Origin of the sequence: Limimaricola litoreus (genome assembly GCF_024159025.1) — a bacterium.
Classification (GTDB): domain Bacteria; phylum Pseudomonadota; class Alphaproteobacteria; order Rhodobacterales; family Rhodobacteraceae; genus Limimaricola; species Limimaricola litoreus.
The window spans coordinates 15,267-31,134 of record NZ_JAMYXC010000205.1 but is presented as its reverse complement, the minus strand read 5'-3'; the positions used below and the strand labels follow the sequence as shown (position 1 = coordinate 31,134).

The following is a 15,868-nucleotide window of genomic DNA, read 5'->3' as shown; positions in this document are numbered from 1 at the left end:
CTCCTCCACGCGCGACAGGGCGGGGGCGCCCGCGGAGGCCGCGTCGGCGGGCCTCAAAGCGGGGCGCGCGTCGGTGAGGGTATAGCGGTCGAGCGGCGCGTCGAGCATCGCCTCGTCCACCCCCATCTCGATCTGCCAGTCGAGCAGCGCCCGCGCGCTCCAGTAGTCCAGTGCCGATTCCATGAGCCGCAGGCTATGCCGGATCGCGGCGGGATGGCAGGGGCGAATGGCGCGCGGCCCTGCGGTTCATCTTTCTTCAAATACGCATGGCGACCGGCCCGCCACGGGCGCGCCGCACGAGAGGCGTTGCGACCTCAGCCGACGTTGTGCCGCTCGATCCAGCCGCGCAGATCCTCGGTCTCGTGGCGCGCCTCGCGCAGGGCTTCCATAGCGGCGCGCAGCTCGGCCTCGGATTGGCGCAGCTGGCCGGTCAGCTCGGCCTCGCGCTCCTCGACATAGGAGATCGCCTGATCGCGCGTCTCCTCGGCCTCGTGCAGCGCCTGGGCCATGCGGTCGAGCTCGCCGATATCTGCGCGGGTGACGCGGGTGAAGCGGTTCACCAGCCAGCTGGCGAACCAGCCGAGCGCGAAGGCGGCGAAGAGAATGACCGCCGTGGCGATGATGAACTCGGTTCTGTTCACGTCCCTGTCCTTATTCGTCGTCTGAGGGGCGGGCCCTCGGCCCGGTCGCGGGCCTGTCCATGACCTGCGGCGCGTCGATGTCCAGCTCTTCGGCCTCGGCGCGCGCGGTCTCGTTTTCCTGCGGCGTTTCGCCTTCTGCCGTCTCGTCCGGCGCCGCTTCGGCCTCGGTCGCCTGCGCGCCCGAGAGGCGGAACTCGATCCGGCGGTTGGCCTCGCGGCCTTCGCTGGTGCCGTTGTCGGCGATGGGATCGGCCTCGCCGTAGCCCACCGGGGTGAAGCCCGCGACCGGCACGCGGGCGCGGCGCAGCGCCTCGACCACCGCATCGGCGCGCTCCTGGCTCAGTTCGAGGTTCATCTCGTCGCGGCCCTGGCTGTCGGTATAGCCCGCGACCTCGATCTCGAGCTCGGGGCAGCGGCGCACGATCTCGGCGATGTCGTCGACCACGGGGCGCGCCTCAGCGGTGATCGAGGCGGAGCCCGCGTCGAAGGTGATCTTGGTGTCGGCGGTGACGAAGGCGATCTGGCGCAGGCATTCCTCGGGCGAGGGCAGCCCGGCGATCGGGTCGAGCTCTTCGCGGTAGCTCACGTCGATGTCAAAGCTCGCGCCCTGGCCGAGCTTGTCGGCCATGAGCCGGGCAATGTCGGCCTCGGCGGTCTTGCGCCCGGTGAGGCCGCTGAGCGCGACGCGGTCGGCCCCGACGGTGAGCCGCCCTTCGGAGAGCAGCGACAGCGCGTCGAGCCCGGTCAGCACCCGCACCGACCAGTCGCCCGGCAGGCCGCCGGTCACCCGCGTCGCCATGGAGAGGCCATCGCCGCCGAAGCGGGCGCGGGCGAAGTTCTCGACCGTGGCGTTGGCCAGCTGGTCGGGCAGGCGGCCCGAAAGCCGCACGCCGTCATCCTGCGAGAGCGTGGCGGTGAATTCGGGCGCGCCCTCGGGGCGGGCCTCGGGCGCCTCGGGCAGCACCGCTTCGAGCGCGAAGAGATCGGGCAGGTCGTTTTCCAGCCGCCCCGCAACCCGGTCGAAGGCTTCCGCTTCGGTGCCCTGCGCCGCGACGAGCGAGACATCCGCATCCGAAAAGGTGATGGAGCCGCCGCCCAGCTCGGCCAGCGCCGCGATGCCGCGCGAGACCGCCTCGCCCCACTGGCCCGACGGCACGCCGAGGCCCAGGGTGCAGTCGATCTCCCCCGCCGCGCCGGCCTCGGCCGCCGCTTCGGTGATGCGGCGCAGCGCCGCTTCGGTATCGGCGGAACAAGCGTCGAAGCGGGCGCTGTCTTCGTCGATCACGAAGCGCGCGGTGAAGGGGGTGATGACCGGGCGCGGCGCGCTGATCCTGAGCGCGAGGCGCACCGTGTCGGGCTTGAGCCGCGCAAGCTCGGCTTCGAGCTTGCGCTGCGCCTCGGGGCTGTCGGAGATCGCCTCGATCCGGACCCGGCCGGGCCGCACCGAAAGCTTGGAATGCGGCAGCGTGCGCAGCGCGCGCCCTGCGTAGCGCAGCGCGGCGGGCCAGGCTTGGGGCACCGGGTGGTCGGAGACGTCGAGCAAATCAGCGACCGGCAGCCCGTCCGCCGCCTTCTCCATCATCTCGATCAGCGCGGCGCGGTCGGTCGCCGCCGGGATCAGCCCGATCAGCGACACGCCGCTGTCGTTGCGCAGGATCTCGATCGCGAAATCGGGCGGCGGCGGGGTCTCGGCCTCGACCACCTGCATGTTGTCGATCACCCGGCTGGCATCGACGATGCCGCCGGCTGCCGAGATGGCGCGAAACCGCATCGCCTCGGTCGGGGCCGCCCCTTCGAGGATCACCTGCAGCCCGTCGGCCTGCACCTTGGCCCAGTCGTGGCCCTGCCGCGCGAGCGCGGCGCGCACCTGTTCGACCGAGACCTCCTCGACCACGGCGACGGCGGTGCGCCCGGCGATGGCCGAAACCCCGCCGGCAAGGACGAAGGCGATGACGGTGGCGGCAAGGGGCGGCAGGCGCATCCGGACTCCGGGGACGTGTTGCGACCCGCGCCTTCTAGGGCGCGGCCGCGGGCAGATCAATCACAAGGCCAGAGCGACGGCGGAAAACAGCACGGGCAGCAGCCCGGCGTCGCGGTTGGAGCGAAACAGCCTCAGCAACCCCGCATTGTCCGAAGCATCGAAGCGCGACAGCTGCCAGGCCATGTGCCAGCCCATCGCCCAGGGCCCGCCCAGCGCCACCACCAGCGACAACACCGAGCGGTCGCGCGTGGCCAGCACGACCGCGAGCCCCATCAGCAGCACCGTCGCCACGAGAAAGCCGCGCAGCCAGGCCTTGGAGCGGTCGCCGAACAGCCGGGCGGTGGATTTCACCCCGATCAGCGCGTCGTCCTCTGCGTCTTGATGGGCATAGATCGTGTCGTAGAACAGCGTCCAGGCGATGCCCGCGAGATAGAGCACCACCGGCGCCCAAGACAGCGACCCGGCAAGCGCCGCCCAGGCCAGCAGCGCGCCCCAGTTGAAGGCCAGCCCGAGGAAGACCTGCGGCCACCAGGTGAAACGCTTGGCAAAGGGATAGACCGCGACAGGAAGCAGCGACAGCACGCCGAGCCAGATCGCCGCCCAGTCGAAGGTGAGCAGGATGATGAGCGAGATCAGCGATTGCGCCGCCATCCATATGAGCGCCTGCACCACCCGCACCTGACCCGAGGGGATGGGCCGCGAGCGGGTCCGCGCCACGGAGCCGTCGATGTGCCGGTCGGTGACGTCGTTCCATGTGCAGCCCGCGCCGCGCATGAGAAAGGCGCCAAGAGCACAGCCCAGCGCGATCCACGCGCCTTCCCAGCCGAAGCGCCCCGTCGCGAGCGCGGCCAGCAACAGCCCCCACCAGCAGGGCAGCAGCAAGAGCCATGTGCCGATCGGCCGGTCGGCCCGGCTCAGCCGCAGGTAGGGGCGCGCGGGCCGCGGCGCGAGCCGGTCCACCCAGTTGTTCGCCACCGCGTCGGCGACGGTTCCGTTTTCGGCCTCTGGCATCCGATCCGCCGCTTTCATATGGTCCGCCCCATGGCATCAAAAGTCCGGCTGTTTGTAGATCACCCCCTGGCCGAAGGGCAAACCGTTCCGCTTCAGGCGGCGCAGGCGCATTACCTCTCGGGCGTGATGCGCCTGCCCGCGGGCAGCGTCATCTCCGTCTTCGACGGGCAATCGGGCGAGTTCGACGCAACCGTTGCACAGGCCAGCAAGCGCGGCGGCACGCTCGAGATCGGCGCGCGGACGCGCCCCCTGCAGCCGCCGCCCGACCTGTGGCTGTGCTTTGCCCCGATCAAGAAGGCGCGCACCGATTTCATCGTCGAGAAGGCCGCCGAGATGGGGGCGGCGCGGATCGTTCCCGTGCTCACCGAGTTCACCAATTCCGAGCGGGTGCGGGTCGACCGGCTGCAGGCCCATGCCATCGAGGCGGCCGAGCAATGCGGCGGCACCTATGTGCCTGAGGTGGCCGAGCCTGTGAAGCTTTCCAAGCTCATCGACGGCTGGCCCGGGGCGCGTCGGCTGATGTTCTGCGACGAGACGCTGGTGGGCGAGAGCGGGCGGCTGCCCGAGGCGCCGGGGCCATGGGCGGTGCTGATCGGCCCCGAGGGCGGGTTTTCCGACAGGGAGCGCGCGCGGCTGCGCGCGCTCGATCATGCGCATCCCGTCAGCCTCGGCCCGCGCATTCTGCGCGCCGATACAGCAGCGGTCGCGGCGCTGACGCTATGGCAGGTCACGCTGGGGGACTGGCGGTGAGCGGTGCGGCCGGGCGCGGGCCTGCGCGAGCGGCCCATGTCTGAGCTGCTGCGCCCGGAGGCGCGCGCGGCGCTGTGGCGCGCGCGCGAGGTGATCGCCGGGATCGGCGTCATCGGTTTGGGGCTGTGGTGGGGGCTGACCAGCTTCGGCATCCTGCAATGGCTGGGCTGGGGCCTTGCCGTGCTGGGTGCTGCGCTGGTCTTGGGCGGCGTGCAGCGCTGGCGCTTCCGGCAGGAGGGGCAGGGGCCCGGCATCCTCAAGATCGACGAGGGGCGCGTGGCCTACATGGGCCCGCTCACTGGCGGCACGGTCGATCTCGATGCGGTGCGCCGCCTCAGGCTCGACCGGCGCGCGCGGCCCGCGCATTGGCTGCTGGAGACCGGGCAGGAGGTGCTGGCGATACCGGTGACCGCCGAAGGGGCCGAGGCGCTGTTCGACGCCTTCGCCGCGCTGCCGGGGCTCAGGCGGGGCCGGATGATCGAGCTTCTGAACGGCGGGGTGCGCGACGTCGTGACGGTCTGGACGCGGCCTGCGCGGCTCACCGTCGTATGACGATCATCTGACGATTCTGTGCGGGGGCGCGGAAGCCCGCCGCGCGAAACCGCGCGGCCCCTCCATTGACTTATGCGCCCATGCGGGACACCTGTAACCCCGCCTCGCACGATAGGAGCCACGCCCATGTCCATACCTCAATCCGGCGGCGGGCCGATCGAGCATCATTCCCAGCTGGCCGAATACCTCGCCCAAGGCTGCAAGCCCGAGGCCGATTGGCGCATCGGCACCGAGCACGAGAAGTTCGGCTATTGCCGCGACACCCAGCTGCCGCTGCCCTATGAGGGGCCGCGCTCGATCCGCGCCATGCTCGAAGGGCTGCGCGACCGCTTCGGCTGGTCGCCCGTGGAAGAGCAGGGCAAGCTGATCGGGCTGGAGCGCGACGGCGCCAACATCTCATTGGAGCCCGGCGGGCAGTTCGAGCTGTCCGGCGCGCCCTTGGAAACCATCCACCAGACCTGCGACGAGGTGAACAGCCACCTCGCCGAGGTGAAGGAGATCGCCGACGAGATCGGCGTGGGCTTCATCGGTTTGGGCGCCGCGCCCGAATGGTCCGAGGCGCAGATGCCAATGATGCCCAAGGGGCGCTACCGGCTGATGACCGATTACATGGACCGGGTCGGCACGCATGGAAAGCAGATGATGTACCGCACCTGCACGGTGCAGGTGAATCTCGACTTCTCCTCCGAGGCCGACATGGTCAAGAAGCTGCGCGTGGCGCTGGCGCTGCAGCCCGTCGCCACCGCGCTCTTCGCCAACTCGCCCTTCTTCGACGGCAAGCCGACCGGCCTGAAATCGTGGCGCAGCCGGATCTGGCGGGGCCTGGACGATTCGCGCACCGGCATGCTGCCCTTCGCCTTCGAGGAGGGCATGGGCTTCGAGCGTTATGTCGACTGGGTGCTCGATGTGCCGATGTACTTCGTCTACCGCGATGGCAAGTACATCGACGCGCTGGGCCAGTCCTTCCGTGACTTTCTCAAGGGTGAGCTTCCGGCGCTGCCGGGCGAAAAGCCGACGTTGTCGGACTGGGCCGATCACCTGACCACGGTCTTCCCCGAGGCGCGGGTGAAGAAGTTCATCGAGATGCGCGGCGCCGACGGCGGCCCGTGGCGCCGGCTTTGCGCGCTGCCCGCCTTCTGGGTCGGGCTGACCTATGATCAGGGCGCGCTCGACGCGGCCTGGGACATGGTCAAGGGCTGGAACGCGGAGACGCGCGAGGCCTTGCGCGTGGCCGCCGCCGAGGACGGGCTTCAGGCGCGGGTCGGCGACATCTCGATGCATGATCTGGCGCGGCAGGCGGTCGGGATCGCCGAGGCCGGGCTGAAGGCGCGCGCGCGGCCCGGTGCCGGTGGGCTCGTCCTCGACGAGACGCATTTCCTCAATGCGCTCAAGGAAAGCGTCGAGACCGGGCGCACCCCTGCCGACGAACTGCTCTCGGCCTATGAGGGCGAGTGGGGCGGCGATCTGGGCCGCATCTACGCCGCGCATTCCTACTGAAGGTGCGGGTCCCGGCCGGGGGCGTCAGCTCAGGGCCGGAAATCCATGCGCCTCGCTGCGCCGCTCCAGCGCCCGGCGCCGCTCGAGCGCGGCGTTGTGCCGCCGGACCATCGCCGGAAGCCGCGGGAGATCGATCAAAAGCCACAGCGCCGTCACCACAAGCCCGACCAGCGTGACCGCCAGCATCAGCATCATCGTCGCGGTGCCACGCTGACCCATGTAGAACCGGTGCGCCCCGAAGGGGCCGAGGAACACCGCCAGCAGCATCGCCGTCGAGAGCGTCTTGTGGCCCCGATGCACCGCGTCTGTGCTGGGGGCCCGTGAAAAATCCGACATCGTCGTTCAACCTGAAAATACCATGAAGTCCACCCCGGGGGGCGTGGCATCACATAGCATCCCCTCTGCGCAAGGCTAATGCAACGAACCAAGGGGATAGGTCTATTTCGCGCCGATCTTCGGCTCCGTCCCGGCGCGCAGGCGCATAATGTTGGCGGCGTGGCGGGCATAGAGGATGAGCGCAAGCACGAGGCTCAGGATCACGATCCGCCCGTCGCCCAAGAGGAGCGACCACAGCGGCGCAAGACCGGCGGCAAGCAGCGCCGCGAGCGAGGAGTAGCGAAAGGCGAAGGCCGCGGCGAGCCATGTGGCGCAGGCGGCCAGCCCCACGGGCCAGCTCAGCGCGATCAGGAGGCCGAGGTTCGTGGCTACCCCCTTGCCGCCGCGAAACCGCAGCCAGACCGGGTAGCAATGGCCCGCGAAAGCCGCCGCACCCGCGATCTGCGCCGCATCCTCGGCGGCGAAGATCCGCGCGAGGATCACTGCGGCGATGGCCTTGCCCGCGTCGAGCAGCAGCGTGGCAATGGCGGCGGGCTTCGAGCCCATGCGCAGCACGTTGGTCGCGCCGATGTTGCCCGAGCCGATGGCGCGCACGTCGCCCAGCCCCATGGCCTTGGTGATCAGGATGCCGAAGGGGATGGAGCCCAAAAGGTAGCCGATCATCGCCCAGAGGATCAGCAGGGTGGTCGGGCTTTCCATCAATGGCATCAGCGGCTCTCCGTCACGCTTCGACCTGCAACCCAGGTCCCGAGGACCTTGCCCTCCAGCTGGGCCCCGTCAAAGGGGGTGTTGCGCGATTTCGACTTGAGTGTGGCGCGATCGAGCACGAAGGGGGCGTCCGGGTCGAACCACACAAGATCGGCGGGTGCGCCCGCCGCCAAGCGCCCGGTTTCGAGCCCCAGCCGCTTCGACGGGTTGAGCGAAAGCGCCCGGAACAGGCCCGGCAGGTCGATCACGCCCCCATGCACCAGCCGCATCGAGGCGGGCAGAAGGGTCTCCAGACCCACGGCGCCAGAAGCCGCCTCCTCGAAGGGCAGGCGCTTGCTCTCCTCGTCCTGCGGCGTGTGCATGGAACACAATATGTCGATCAGCCCCGAGGCCAGCGCCTCGCCCACCGCCTGCCGGTCCTCTTCCGAGCGCAGCGGCGGCTTGAGCTTGAAGAAGCTGCGGTAGTCGGCGACGTCGAGCTCGTTGAGCGTCAGGTGATGTACCGAGACGCCCGCCGTGATGTCGAGCCCGTTGCGCTTGGCCCGCTCCAGCGCCGGAAGCGCCCGCGCGGTGGTGATCTGGTCGGCGTGGTAGCGTGCGCCCGTCATCTCCAGAAGCGCGATGTCGCGGTCGAGCGCCATGCGCTCGGCCATGGGCGACACGCCGGGCAGGCCGCGCAGCGAGGCGAACTTGCCCGAGGTCACCACCGCGCCCCTCGACAGGCCCGGCTCCTGCACATGCGCCATGACGAGCGCATCGAGCGAGCGGGCATAGGCCAGCGCGCGGGAGAACACCTTGGTGTCGGTGACCACCCGGTCGCAATCGGTGAAGGCGACGGCGCCCGCATCCTTCAAGAACCCGATCTCGGTCATCTCGCGCCCGTCGCGCCCCTTGGTCAGGGCGGCCATGGGCAGCACCCGCACGGGGCTGTCCTCGCGGGCGCGGCGCACGACGAATTCCAGCGTCTCGGGCGTGTCGATGGCCGGGGTGGTGTCGGGGCGGGTGACGATGGTGGTGACGCCCCCCGCCGCCGCCGCGCGGCCCGCCGAGGCAAAGCTCTCCTTGTGCCGCTCGCCCGGCTCGGAGACCTTGACGCCGAGATCAACGATCCCGGGCGCGAGGCACTGCCCGCGGCAGTCGATCACCTCGGCCGCCTGCGGCAGGTCGCCGCTTTCGATCACCGCCGTGATGCGGCCATTCTCGACCAGCAGCGCGCCGCGCTTTTCCCCGGCTTCGGGGTCGATCAGCCGGGCGTTGATGAAAAGGATGCTCATGCCATCACTCCGGTCTCGTCTCGGGCGGTGCGCGCGTTGCGCGCCAGAAGATCCATCGCCGCCATGCGCACCGCGACCCCCATCTCGACCTGCTCCTGAATGACCGAGCGGTTGATGTCGTCGGCGATGGTGCCGTCGATCTCGACGCCGCGGTTCATGGGCCCCGGATGCATCACGATGGCGTCGGGCTTGGCATGCGACAGCTTCGCGGCATCGAGCCCGTAGCGGTGGAAATACTCGCGCTCGGAGGGGGTGAAGCCGCCGTCCATGCGCTCCTTCTGAAGGCGCAGCATCATCACCACGTCGACGTCTTTGAGCCCCTCTTCCATGTCGTCGAACACCTCGACGCCGAACTCGGCCACGCCCGACGGCATCAGCGTGGGCGGCGCGATGAGGCGGATGCGGTTCTCCATCTTGCCCAGGAGCATGATGTTGGAGCGCGCGACGCGGCTGTGCGCGATGTCGCCGCAGATCGCGATCGACAGCCGGTGCAGCCGCCCCTTGGCGCGGCGGATGGTCAGACCATCGAGCAGCGCCTGAGTGGGGTGTTCGTGCCGCCCGTCGCCCGCATTGAGCACCGCGCAGTTGACCTTCTGCGCCAGAAGATCGACCGCGCCGGAATTGGGGTGGCGCACGACGAGCAGGTCGGGGCGCATGGCGTTGAGCGTCAGCGCCGTGTCGATCAGCGTCTCGCCCTTCTTCACCGAGCTGGCCTGCATCGCCATGTTCATCACATCCGCGCCGAGCCGCTTGCCCGCGATCTCGAAGCTCGCCTGGGTGCGAGTCGAATTTTCGAAGAACATGTTGATCTGCGTGAGCCCCGCCAGCACGTCGCGCGGGGCGCGGCCCTGACGGTTCAGCTCGGCATAGCGGTCCGCGGTGTCGAGAAGCTCGGTGATCTCCGTGGGGTGCAGGGGCTCGATCCCGAGAAGGTGGCGGGCGCGGAAGGTCATGGGCAAGGCTCCGGGATGCTGCGCGGGCCTTATAGGGCCGGGGCGGGCGCGGCGTAAAGCGGGGCGGGGACGGCGGGGGGCGGTCTTCGGATCGACAGCGCGGCAGGCGCGTGCAAGATGAGCGCCGCGCGGCAGACGGGGCCGCGCGCAATGCCGCCGCGCGGGGAGGACGAATGCCGGGCCGCTACAAGGAGACCCTGCGAGAGCTCTACGAGGGCGAGACCTCGCGCGCGCATCGCTTTCGCTACTGGCTTCTGGGTTTCGATCTCGTGGCGATCCTCTTCGTCGTCGTCACTTCCTTCACTGCCTACGGGCCGTGGATACAGGTGGTCGATATTGCCTTCGGCGTGGTGATCATCGCCGATCTGGCGGCGCGGGTCTGGCTGGCGCCGCGCCCGTGGCGGTTCCTCGTCTATCCCACGACGCTTGCCGATCTGGTCAGCGCGATCTCCTTCTTCGCACCGCTCGCGGGCGAGGGCTTCGCCTTTCTGCGGGTGGTGCGGATGCTGCGGCTCTTGCACATGTACCAGATGCGCGCCCGGCTGCGGCAGGACTTCCGCTTCTTTCGCGAAAGCGAACAGGCGCTGGTCGCGGCGACCAATCTTGGCGTGTTCATCTTTGTGATGTCGGGCCTCGTCTTCGCCACCCAGCACCGCACCAGCGCCGATATCGGCAACTATGCCGATGCGCTCTATTTCACCGTGACGGCGCTGACGACGACGGGCTTCGGCGACATCACCCTAGAGGGCACGGGCGGGCGGATGATCTCGATCGCCATCATGATCTGCGGCGTCACGCTGTTTTTGCGGCTGGCGCAGGTGCTGTTCCGCCCACTCAAGGTGCGCGAACCCTGCGCGACCTGCGGTCTGGTGCTGCACGATGCGGATGCGGTGCATTGCAAGCATTGCGGCACCACCATCCATATCGAGACCGAGGGCGAGCTCTGAGAGCCGCGGTCAGCCGGTGGGGCCGACCTGCGCAAGGTAGATCCGCACCGCCTCCTGCACGTGGCGGAAGCGGTCGCCGCCCAGATGCTTGCCGCCATACCAGCGGGTCACCACGATGATGTGGTCCTGCAGCGCCTCGCGCTCCAGCATGCGCAGGATCACCATGCCCGCGCCGCTTTCGCCGTCGTCGCCCTTGAACGGGGCTTCGGTCGTCAGCAGGCCCCAACTGTTGTGCGTGGCCTTGGCGAACTTCTTGCGGCGCTGCAGCGCCTTGAGAAAGGCCTTGGCCTCGGTCTCCGAACGGCAGGGCCCTCCCGAGACGGCGTATTTCGAGCCGCGGTCGCTGATGATGTTCTCGAACACATGCATGGCAGGGGCCTAGACCGCCGCCGCCCATGAAGGCAAGCCGGCGGCTCAGCGGCGCGGCGCGGCGGCCCGGCGCAGCCGGTCGTTGATCGCGCGGCCCAGCCCGTGATCGGGGATCGGCGCCACGGCGATCCGCTCGGCGCCCAGCGCGTCGAGCCGGTGCAGGCAATCGAAGAGATTGGCCGCCGCCTCCACCAGATCGCCCGAGCGCGACAGGTTCATCCCCGCCCCCAGCGGCCCGAAGCCCAGATAGGTCTCGCCCGGCTCGGTCTCGATGGCGTCGAGCCGCACCGTGCCCTTGGGCGCGTAATGCGACGACAGCTGGCCCGGCGCGCTGGGCGCGGTGGCGGGGGTCGGCGCCGGCGGCGCGAGAGGCAGGCCGAGGCAGGCCTCGATCGCCTCGGCCGGAAGCCCGCCCGCGCGCAGGAGCGCCGGGGTCACGCCGGTGCAGTCGAGGATGGTCGATTCCAGCCCGACGCCGCAGGGGCCGCCATCGAGCACCGCCTCGATCCGGCCGCCGAGGCCCGCCAGCACATGGGCGGGGGTGGTCGGGCTCACCCGGCCCGAGGGGTTGGCCGATGGCGCGGCGACGGGGCGCGCCGTCTCGCGCAGGAGCGCCTGCGCCAGCGGATGGTCGGGCACCCGCACGGCCAGCGTGTCGAGCCCCGCCGTCACCAGCCTGGAGATCCCTGCATAGGGCCGGATCGGCAGCACCAGCGTCAGCGCGCCGGGCCAGAAGGTGGCGGCGAGGCGGCGCGCGGTGTCGTCCATGACGCAATAGGCCTCGACCGCCTCGGCATCGGGCAGGTGCACGATCAGCGGGTTGAAGCTCGGTCGCCCCTTGGCATCAAAGATCCGCGCCACGGCCGCGTCGTCGCTGGCATCGGCCCCGAGGCCATAGACCGTCTCGGTTGGAAACGACACGAGCCCGCCCCGGCGCAGCATCTCGGCCGCGCGCTTGAGGCCGGTCTCGTCTGGGTCGAGGTGTCGGGTCATGACGTGGCGTCCGGGTTGCGGGGTCGGGGGGCGGCGTATCAGGCTGCTGCAGCGATGGCGACCGGTTCCCGGCATGCCACGCGATGGAGGAGACCCGCAATGCCCTTTCACGCCCCGGTCGAGGATTTCCGCTTCCTGCTGGAGAAGGTGATCGGATTTTCCGAGGTGACGGCGACGCCGCGCCACGCCGAGGTGACTCCCGACGTCACCGATGCGATCCTGACCGAGGCGGGGCGGATGTGCGACGGGATCCTTGCCCCTTTGAACCGTGCGGGCGATCTGCATCCTGCCCGGTTGGAGAATGGCGTGGTGCGCACCTCTCCGGGCTATGCCGAGGGCTACCGTGCCATCGCGGAGGGCGGCTGGGTCGGCATGGCGGCGGGCGAGGCGCATGGCGGCATGGGGCTGCCCATGGCGCTGGTCACCTGCGTCAACGAGATGATGGGCGGCGCCTGCCTCGCGCTGCAGCTCAACCCGCTGATGACGCAGGCCGAGATCGAGGCGCTGGAGGCGCATGCGAGCCCCGAGTTGCAGGCGCTCTACCTGCCCAAGCTGATCTCGGGCGAATGGTGCGGCACGATGAACCTGACCGAGCCGCAGGCCGGATCGGATGTCGGCGCGCTCAGGACCAGGGCCGAACCCGACGGGGAGGGAACCTACCGGATCACCGGGCAGAAGATCTACATCACCTGGGCCGACAATGACTTCTCGGACAACGTGGCGCATATGGTGCTGGCGCGGCTGCCCGACGGCGCAGCCGGCACCAAGGGAATCTCGCTCTTTCTCGTGCCCAAATACATTCCCGATGCGGAGGGAAAACCCGGCGAGGTCAATTCACTGCGCGTGGTCAGCCTCGAGCACAAGTTGGGCATCCATGGCTCGCCGACGGCGGTGATGGAGTATGACGGCGCCAAGGGCTGGCTGGTGGGCGAGCCGCATGGCGGGATGGCGGCGATGTTCACCATGATGAACACCGCCCGGCTCGGCGTCGGCTCCCAGGCCGTGGGCGTGGCCGAAGCCGCGACGCAGGCCGCGCTGGCCTATGCGCAGGAGCGCCGCCAGGGCCGCGCGGGCGGCACCGGCGCGATCGTCGAGCACGCCGATGTGCGCGCCATGCTGGCAAGGATGCGGGCCGAGACATTTGCCGCCCGCGCGATCACGCTGGCCTGCGCCAAGGCGATCGATCTGGGCCGCGGCGGCGATGCAGGCGCTAAGGCGCGCGCGGCGCTGCTCACCCCGATCGCCAAGACCTTCGGCACCGAGACCGGGATCAACGTGGCCGATCTGGGGATTCAGGTGCATGGCGGCATGGGCTTCATCGAGGAGACGGGGGCTGCGCAATTCCTGCGCGATGCGCGGATCACCGCGATCTACGAAGGCACCAACGGCATCCAGGCCATGGACCTCGTCGGCCGCAAGATGATGGATGGTGGCGAGGCAGCACAGGCGCTGATCGACGAGATCGAGGCGGGCGCCGAGGCCGCGCGGGCCGAGATCCCGGATCTGGCGGAGCCGGTCTGGCAGGCGGCCGAGACGATGCGCGAGGCGACCGAATGGCTGGTGGCGCAGCCCATGGCCGAGCGTTTCGCAGGCGCCATGCCCTATCTGCGGGCCTTTGCCCGGCTGTTGGGCGCGCATTACCACCTGCGCGCGGCGCAGGCGGGCGATGGCAAGCGCCGCAGGCTCGCGGCCTTCTACATCCGGCGCATGCTGCCCGAACAGGCGGCGCATATCGCGGCGCTCCGGGCCGGACCGGAGCCGGTGATGGCGCTCGACGCGGGCGATCTCGCCCCCTGACCTCCGAGCCGCTGGACGTGAGCCCGCGGCTGCGCCATCACATGCGCATGACATCAAACACCCGCGCCCCCGATCCGCCCTTTCCCGAACCGCCCGCGCCGGGCACGGCCATCGAGACAGCACCCGGCGTGCTGTGGATGCAGCTGCCGCTGCCATGGGCGCTCAACCACGTGAACGCCTATGCCTTCGACGATGGCGATGGCTGGACGGTGATCGACACCGGGCTCGACACCACGCGCATCCGCGCGGTCTGGGAGAGCCTGCTTTCCGGTCCGCTGGACGGGCGGCCCTTGCGCCGCGTCGTCGTCACCCATCACCACCCCGATCACGTCGGCCTCGCGGGCTGGCTCTGCGCGCAGGGCGACGCGGAGCTTGTCATGCCGCGCACCGGCTATCTCATGTCGCGGATGCTGCGGGCCGAGGAGCAGAGCCTGCCGCCGCGCGAGGTGGTGCAGTTTTACAAGCGCGCGGGCATGGATGCCGAGCTGCTGGCGCAGCGCCGAACCGAGCGGCCCTTCAACTTCGTCGATTGGGTCGCCCCCCTGCCGCTCTCCTACAGCCGCATCCGCGAGGGCGACGCCATCCGCATCGGCGGGCGCGACTGGACCGTCCGCATGGGCGAGGGGCACGCCGCCGAGCACGCGACCTTCTGGGAGCAGGGCGGCGATCTGGTGATCGGCGGCGACCAGCTCCTGCCCGGCATCAGCCCCAACCTCGGCGTGCAGCCCACCGAGCCCGAGAACGACCCCGTCACCGACTGGATCGCGTCCTGCGAAAAGCTCGCGGCCTTCGCGCGGCCCGATCAGCTCGTCCTGCCTGGCCACAAGAAGCCCTATCGCGGTCTACCCGCGCGGCTCGACCAGATGGCGCAGGGCCACCGCGACGCGCTCGACCGTCTGGCCAAGCACCTCGCCGTGCCGCGCAAGGGCGGTGACTGTTTCGCGCCGCTGTTTCGCCGCTCGGTGACGCGCGACAGCTACGGCCTCGGGCTGGCCGAGGCGCTGGGCCATCTCAACGCGCTGGTGGCGCAGGGGCGGGCATCGCGCGAGATGGGCGATGATGGGGCATGGCGCTGGAGGGCCGCATGATCGAGGTCTATGAGGAGAGCTTTCCGCTTGCCCGTGCCTTCACCATCAGCCGCGGCTCGCGAACGGCAGCACGGGTGCTGAGCGTGCGGATTTGCCGCGACGGCCATGAGGCCCGGGGCGAATGTGTGCCATACGCGCGTTATGGCGAAAGCCTCGCCAGCGTGCGCGCGCAGATCGAGGGCCTGTCCGACGGCATCTCGCGCCGCGATCTGCAGGCAGCGCTGCCGCCCGGTGCCGCGCGCAACGCCGTGGATTGCGCGCTATGGGACCTCGAGGCCAAGGCCGCGGGGGTGCCGGTCTGGCAGCTGGCCGGGCTTGAGCCGCCCCGGCCTCTCGTCACCGCCTACACGCTTTCGCTCGACGCGCCCGAGGCGATGGAGGCCCGGGCGCGCGAAGAGGCGCATCGCCCGATTCTCAAGATCAAGCTCGGCACGCCCGACGACATGGCCCGGCTCGAAGCGGTGCGCCGCGGTGCGCCCCGTGCCACGATCATCGTCGATGCCAACGAGGGCTGGAATGCACAGGTCTACGCCGATCTCGCGCCGCACCTCGCGCGGCTCGGCGTGGCGCTGATCGAGCAGCCGCTGCCCGCGGGCGAGGACGACGCGCTGATCGGCCTCGACCGTCCGGTGCCGGTCTGCGCTGACGAGAGCTGCCATGACCGCGCGTCATTGCCCCCCATGGCGGGCAAATACGACATGGCCAACATCAAGCTCGACAAGACCGGCGGGTTGACCGAGGCGCTGGCCCTGCGCGACGCGGCCCGCGCGGCAGGCTTCGACATCATGGTCGGCTGCATGGTCGGCTCCTCGCTCGCCATGGCGCCCGCGCATCTGGTGGCGCAGGGGGCGAGCATCGTCGATCTCGACGGGCCCTTGCTGCTGGCCGAGGATCGCGAGCCGTCGATGCGGCACGATGCAAAGGGGCTGCACCCGGCCGAACCCGCGCTTTGGGGCTGACCCTCTGGCATC

General features: G+C 70.0%; 16 protein-coding genes and 1 pseudogene. 7 read left to right on the top strand and 10 right to left on the bottom strand.

The annotated features are described in order from the left end of the window. The 4 genes and pseudogenes from NHG85_RS13325 to ubiA form a co-directional block, all read right to left on the bottom strand. A pseudogene (locus tag NHG85_RS13325) lies at positions 1 to 183 on the bottom strand (uracil-DNA glycosylase); the annotation flags it as partial. Positions 184 to 314: 131 nt separating this feature from the next. After that, positions 315 to 641: a hypothetical protein gene (locus NHG85_RS13320; protein ID WP_253333138.1), complete on the bottom strand. Its 327-nt coding sequence runs from the start codon at positions 639 to 641 to the stop codon at positions 315 to 317. Positions 642 to 651: 10 nt separating this feature from the next. Beyond that, positions 652 to 2,622 carry an OmpA family protein gene (locus NHG85_RS13315; RefSeq protein WP_253333136.1) on the bottom strand — a complete coding sequence of 657 codons (1,971 nt, stop codon included), beginning with the start codon at positions 2,620 to 2,622 and terminating at the stop codon, positions 652 to 654. A 60-nt stretch (positions 2,623 to 2,682) separates the two neighbouring features. Continuing rightward, complete coding sequence (gene ubiA, locus NHG85_RS13310) at positions 2,683 to 3,651, bottom strand: 4-hydroxybenzoate octaprenyltransferase (protein ID WP_253333134.1); 969 nt, start codon at positions 3,649 to 3,651, stop codon at positions 2,683 to 2,685. 12 nt (positions 3,652 to 3,663) lie between these two features. On the opposite strand from ubiA, the gene NHG85_RS13305 reads away from it, so the two are divergent. The 3 genes from NHG85_RS13305 to NHG85_RS13295 all read left to right on the top strand — a co-directional run bounded on the left by NHG85_RS13305 (position 3,664) and on the right by NHG85_RS13295 (position 6,432). Then, positions 3,664 to 4,383, top strand: a complete 720-nt coding sequence (locus NHG85_RS13305) for a 16S rRNA (uracil(1498)-N(3))-methyltransferase (RefSeq protein ID WP_253333133.1) — start codon at positions 3,664 to 3,666, stop codon at positions 4,381 to 4,383. A 36-nt stretch (positions 4,384 to 4,419) separates the two neighbouring features. Continuing rightward, positions 4,420 to 4,935: a hypothetical protein gene (locus tag NHG85_RS13300; RefSeq protein ID WP_253333131.1), complete on the top strand. Its 516-nt coding sequence runs from the start codon at positions 4,420 to 4,422 to the stop codon at positions 4,933 to 4,935. A 126-nt stretch (positions 4,936 to 5,061) separates the two neighbouring features. Then, positions 5,062 to 6,432: a glutamate--cysteine ligase gene (locus NHG85_RS13295; protein WP_253333129.1), complete on the top strand. Its 1,371-nt coding sequence runs from the start codon at positions 5,062 to 5,064 to the stop codon at positions 6,430 to 6,432. A gap of 24 nt (positions 6,433 to 6,456) precedes the next feature. Here NHG85_RS13295 and NHG85_RS13290 read toward each other — a convergent pair whose 3' ends face one another. The 4 genes from NHG85_RS13290 to NHG85_RS13275 all read right to left on the bottom strand — a co-directional run bounded on the left by NHG85_RS13290 (position 6,457) and on the right by NHG85_RS13275 (position 9,703). Continuing rightward, on the bottom strand, positions 6,457 to 6,768 hold the full coding sequence (locus NHG85_RS13290) for a TM2 domain-containing protein (protein ID WP_253333127.1): 312 nt from the start codon (positions 6,766 to 6,768) through the stop codon (positions 6,457 to 6,459). A 102-nt stretch (positions 6,769 to 6,870) separates the two neighbouring features. After that, positions 6,871 to 7,476, bottom strand: coding sequence for a glycerol-3-phosphate 1-O-acyltransferase PlsY (gene plsY / locus NHG85_RS13285; protein WP_253333125.1), 606 nt, complete (start codon positions 7,474 to 7,476; stop codon positions 6,871 to 6,873). Then, positions 7,476 to 8,750, bottom strand: a complete 1,275-nt coding sequence (gene pyrC / locus NHG85_RS13280) for a dihydroorotase (protein WP_253333124.1) — start codon at positions 8,748 to 8,750, stop codon at positions 7,476 to 7,478. The genes plsY and pyrC overlap by 1 nt, the downstream gene beginning before the upstream one ends. After that, on the bottom strand, positions 8,747 to 9,703 hold the full coding sequence (locus tag NHG85_RS13275) for an aspartate carbamoyltransferase catalytic subunit (RefSeq protein WP_253333122.1): 957 nt from the start codon (positions 9,701 to 9,703) through the stop codon (positions 8,747 to 8,749). Before NHG85_RS13275 ends, pyrC begins: the two co-directional genes overlap by 4 nt. 173 nt (positions 9,704 to 9,876) lie before the next feature. Between NHG85_RS13275 and NHG85_RS13270 the strand changes: the two genes are divergently transcribed. Next, the gene (locus tag NHG85_RS13270; RefSeq protein WP_253333120.1) at positions 9,877 to 10,650 is read left to right on the top strand and encodes a potassium channel family protein; all 774 of its coding nucleotides are present in this window, start codon (positions 9,877 to 9,879) and stop codon (positions 10,648 to 10,650) included. A gap of 9 nt (positions 10,651 to 10,659) precedes the next feature. On the opposite strand, the gene NHG85_RS13265 is transcribed toward NHG85_RS13270, so the two are convergent. Further along, a complete protein-coding gene (locus NHG85_RS13265) occupies positions 10,660 to 11,019 on the bottom strand; it encodes a YigZ family protein (RefSeq protein ID WP_253333118.1) in 360 nt (119 codons plus the stop codon). Between the two features lie 45 nt (positions 11,020 to 11,064). After that, positions 11,065 to 12,012, bottom strand: a complete 948-nt coding sequence (locus NHG85_RS13260) for an L-threonylcarbamoyladenylate synthase (protein ID WP_253333116.1) — start codon at positions 12,010 to 12,012, stop codon at positions 11,065 to 11,067. A gap of 99 nt (positions 12,013 to 12,111) precedes the next feature. On the opposite strand from NHG85_RS13260, the gene NHG85_RS13255 reads away from it, so the two are divergent. Genes NHG85_RS13255 through dgcA form a run of 3 tightly spaced genes read left to right on the top strand, consistent with a single transcriptional unit; the run spans position 12,112 to position 15,856 of the window. Beyond that, complete coding sequence (locus tag NHG85_RS13255; protein ID WP_253333114.1) at positions 12,112 to 13,809, top strand: acyl-CoA dehydrogenase; 1,698 nt, start codon at positions 12,112 to 12,114, stop codon at positions 13,807 to 13,809. Positions 13,810 to 13,856: 47 nt separating this feature from the next. Next, positions 13,857 to 14,897 (top strand): MBL fold metallo-hydrolase, encoded by a 1,041-nt coding sequence (locus tag NHG85_RS13250; protein WP_253333112.1) that lies wholly within the window; start codon positions 13,857 to 13,859, stop codon positions 14,895 to 14,897. Beyond that, complete coding sequence (gene dgcA / locus NHG85_RS13245) at positions 14,876 to 15,856, top strand: N-acetyl-D-Glu racemase DgcA (protein WP_253333109.1); 981 nt, start codon at positions 14,876 to 14,878, stop codon at positions 15,854 to 15,856. Before NHG85_RS13250 ends, dgcA begins: the two co-directional genes overlap by 22 nt. Positions 15,857 to 15,868 lie beyond the last annotated feature (12 nt).

Bases quoted from the DNA above. Each gene is read 5' to 3' on its own strand.
- NHG85_RS13315 (WP_253333136.1), bottom strand. From the start codon at position 2,622: ATGCGCCTGCCGCCCCTTGCCGCCACCGTCATCGCCTTCGTCCTTGCC.
- ubiA (WP_253333134.1), bottom strand. From the start codon at position 3,651: ATGAAAGCGGCGGATCGGATGCCAGAGGCCGAAAACGGAACCGTCGCC.
- NHG85_RS13305 (WP_253333133.1), top strand. From the start codon at position 3,664: ATGGCATCAAAAGTCCGGCTGTTTGTAGATCACCCCCTGGCCGAAGGG.
- NHG85_RS13300 (WP_253333131.1), top strand. From the start codon at position 4,420: ATGTCTGAGCTGCTGCGCCCGGAGGCGCGCGCGGCGCTGTGGCGCGCG.
- NHG85_RS13295 (WP_253333129.1), top strand. From the start codon at position 5,062: ATGTCCATACCTCAATCCGGCGGCGGGCCGATCGAGCATCATTCCCAG.
- NHG85_RS13290 (WP_253333127.1), bottom strand. From the start codon at position 6,768: ATGTCGGATTTTTCACGGGCCCCCAGCACAGACGCGGTGCATCGGGGC.
- plsY (WP_253333125.1), bottom strand. From the start codon at position 7,476: ATGCCATTGATGGAAAGCCCGACCACCCTGCTGATCCTCTGGGCGATG.
- pyrC (WP_253333124.1), bottom strand. From the start codon at position 8,750: ATGAGCATCCTTTTCATCAACGCCCGGCTGATCGACCCCGAAGCCGGG.
- NHG85_RS13275 (WP_253333122.1), bottom strand. From the start codon at position 9,703: ATGACCTTCCGCGCCCGCCACCTTCTCGGGATCGAGCCCCTGCACCCC.
- NHG85_RS13270 (WP_253333120.1), top strand. From the start codon at position 9,877: ATGCCGGGCCGCTACAAGGAGACCCTGCGAGAGCTCTACGAGGGCGAG.
- NHG85_RS13265 (WP_253333118.1), bottom strand. From the start codon at position 11,019: ATGCATGTGTTCGAGAACATCATCAGCGACCGCGGCTCGAAATACGCC.
- NHG85_RS13260 (WP_253333116.1), bottom strand. From the start codon at position 12,012: ATGACCCGACACCTCGACCCAGACGAGACCGGCCTCAAGCGCGCGGCC.
- NHG85_RS13255 (WP_253333114.1), top strand. From the start codon at position 12,112: ATGCCCTTTCACGCCCCGGTCGAGGATTTCCGCTTCCTGCTGGAGAAG.
- NHG85_RS13250 (WP_253333112.1), top strand. From the start codon at position 13,857: ATGACATCAAACACCCGCGCCCCCGATCCGCCCTTTCCCGAACCGCCC.
- dgcA (WP_253333109.1), top strand. From the start codon at position 14,876: ATGGCGCTGGAGGGCCGCATGATCGAGGTCTATGAGGAGAGCTTTCCG.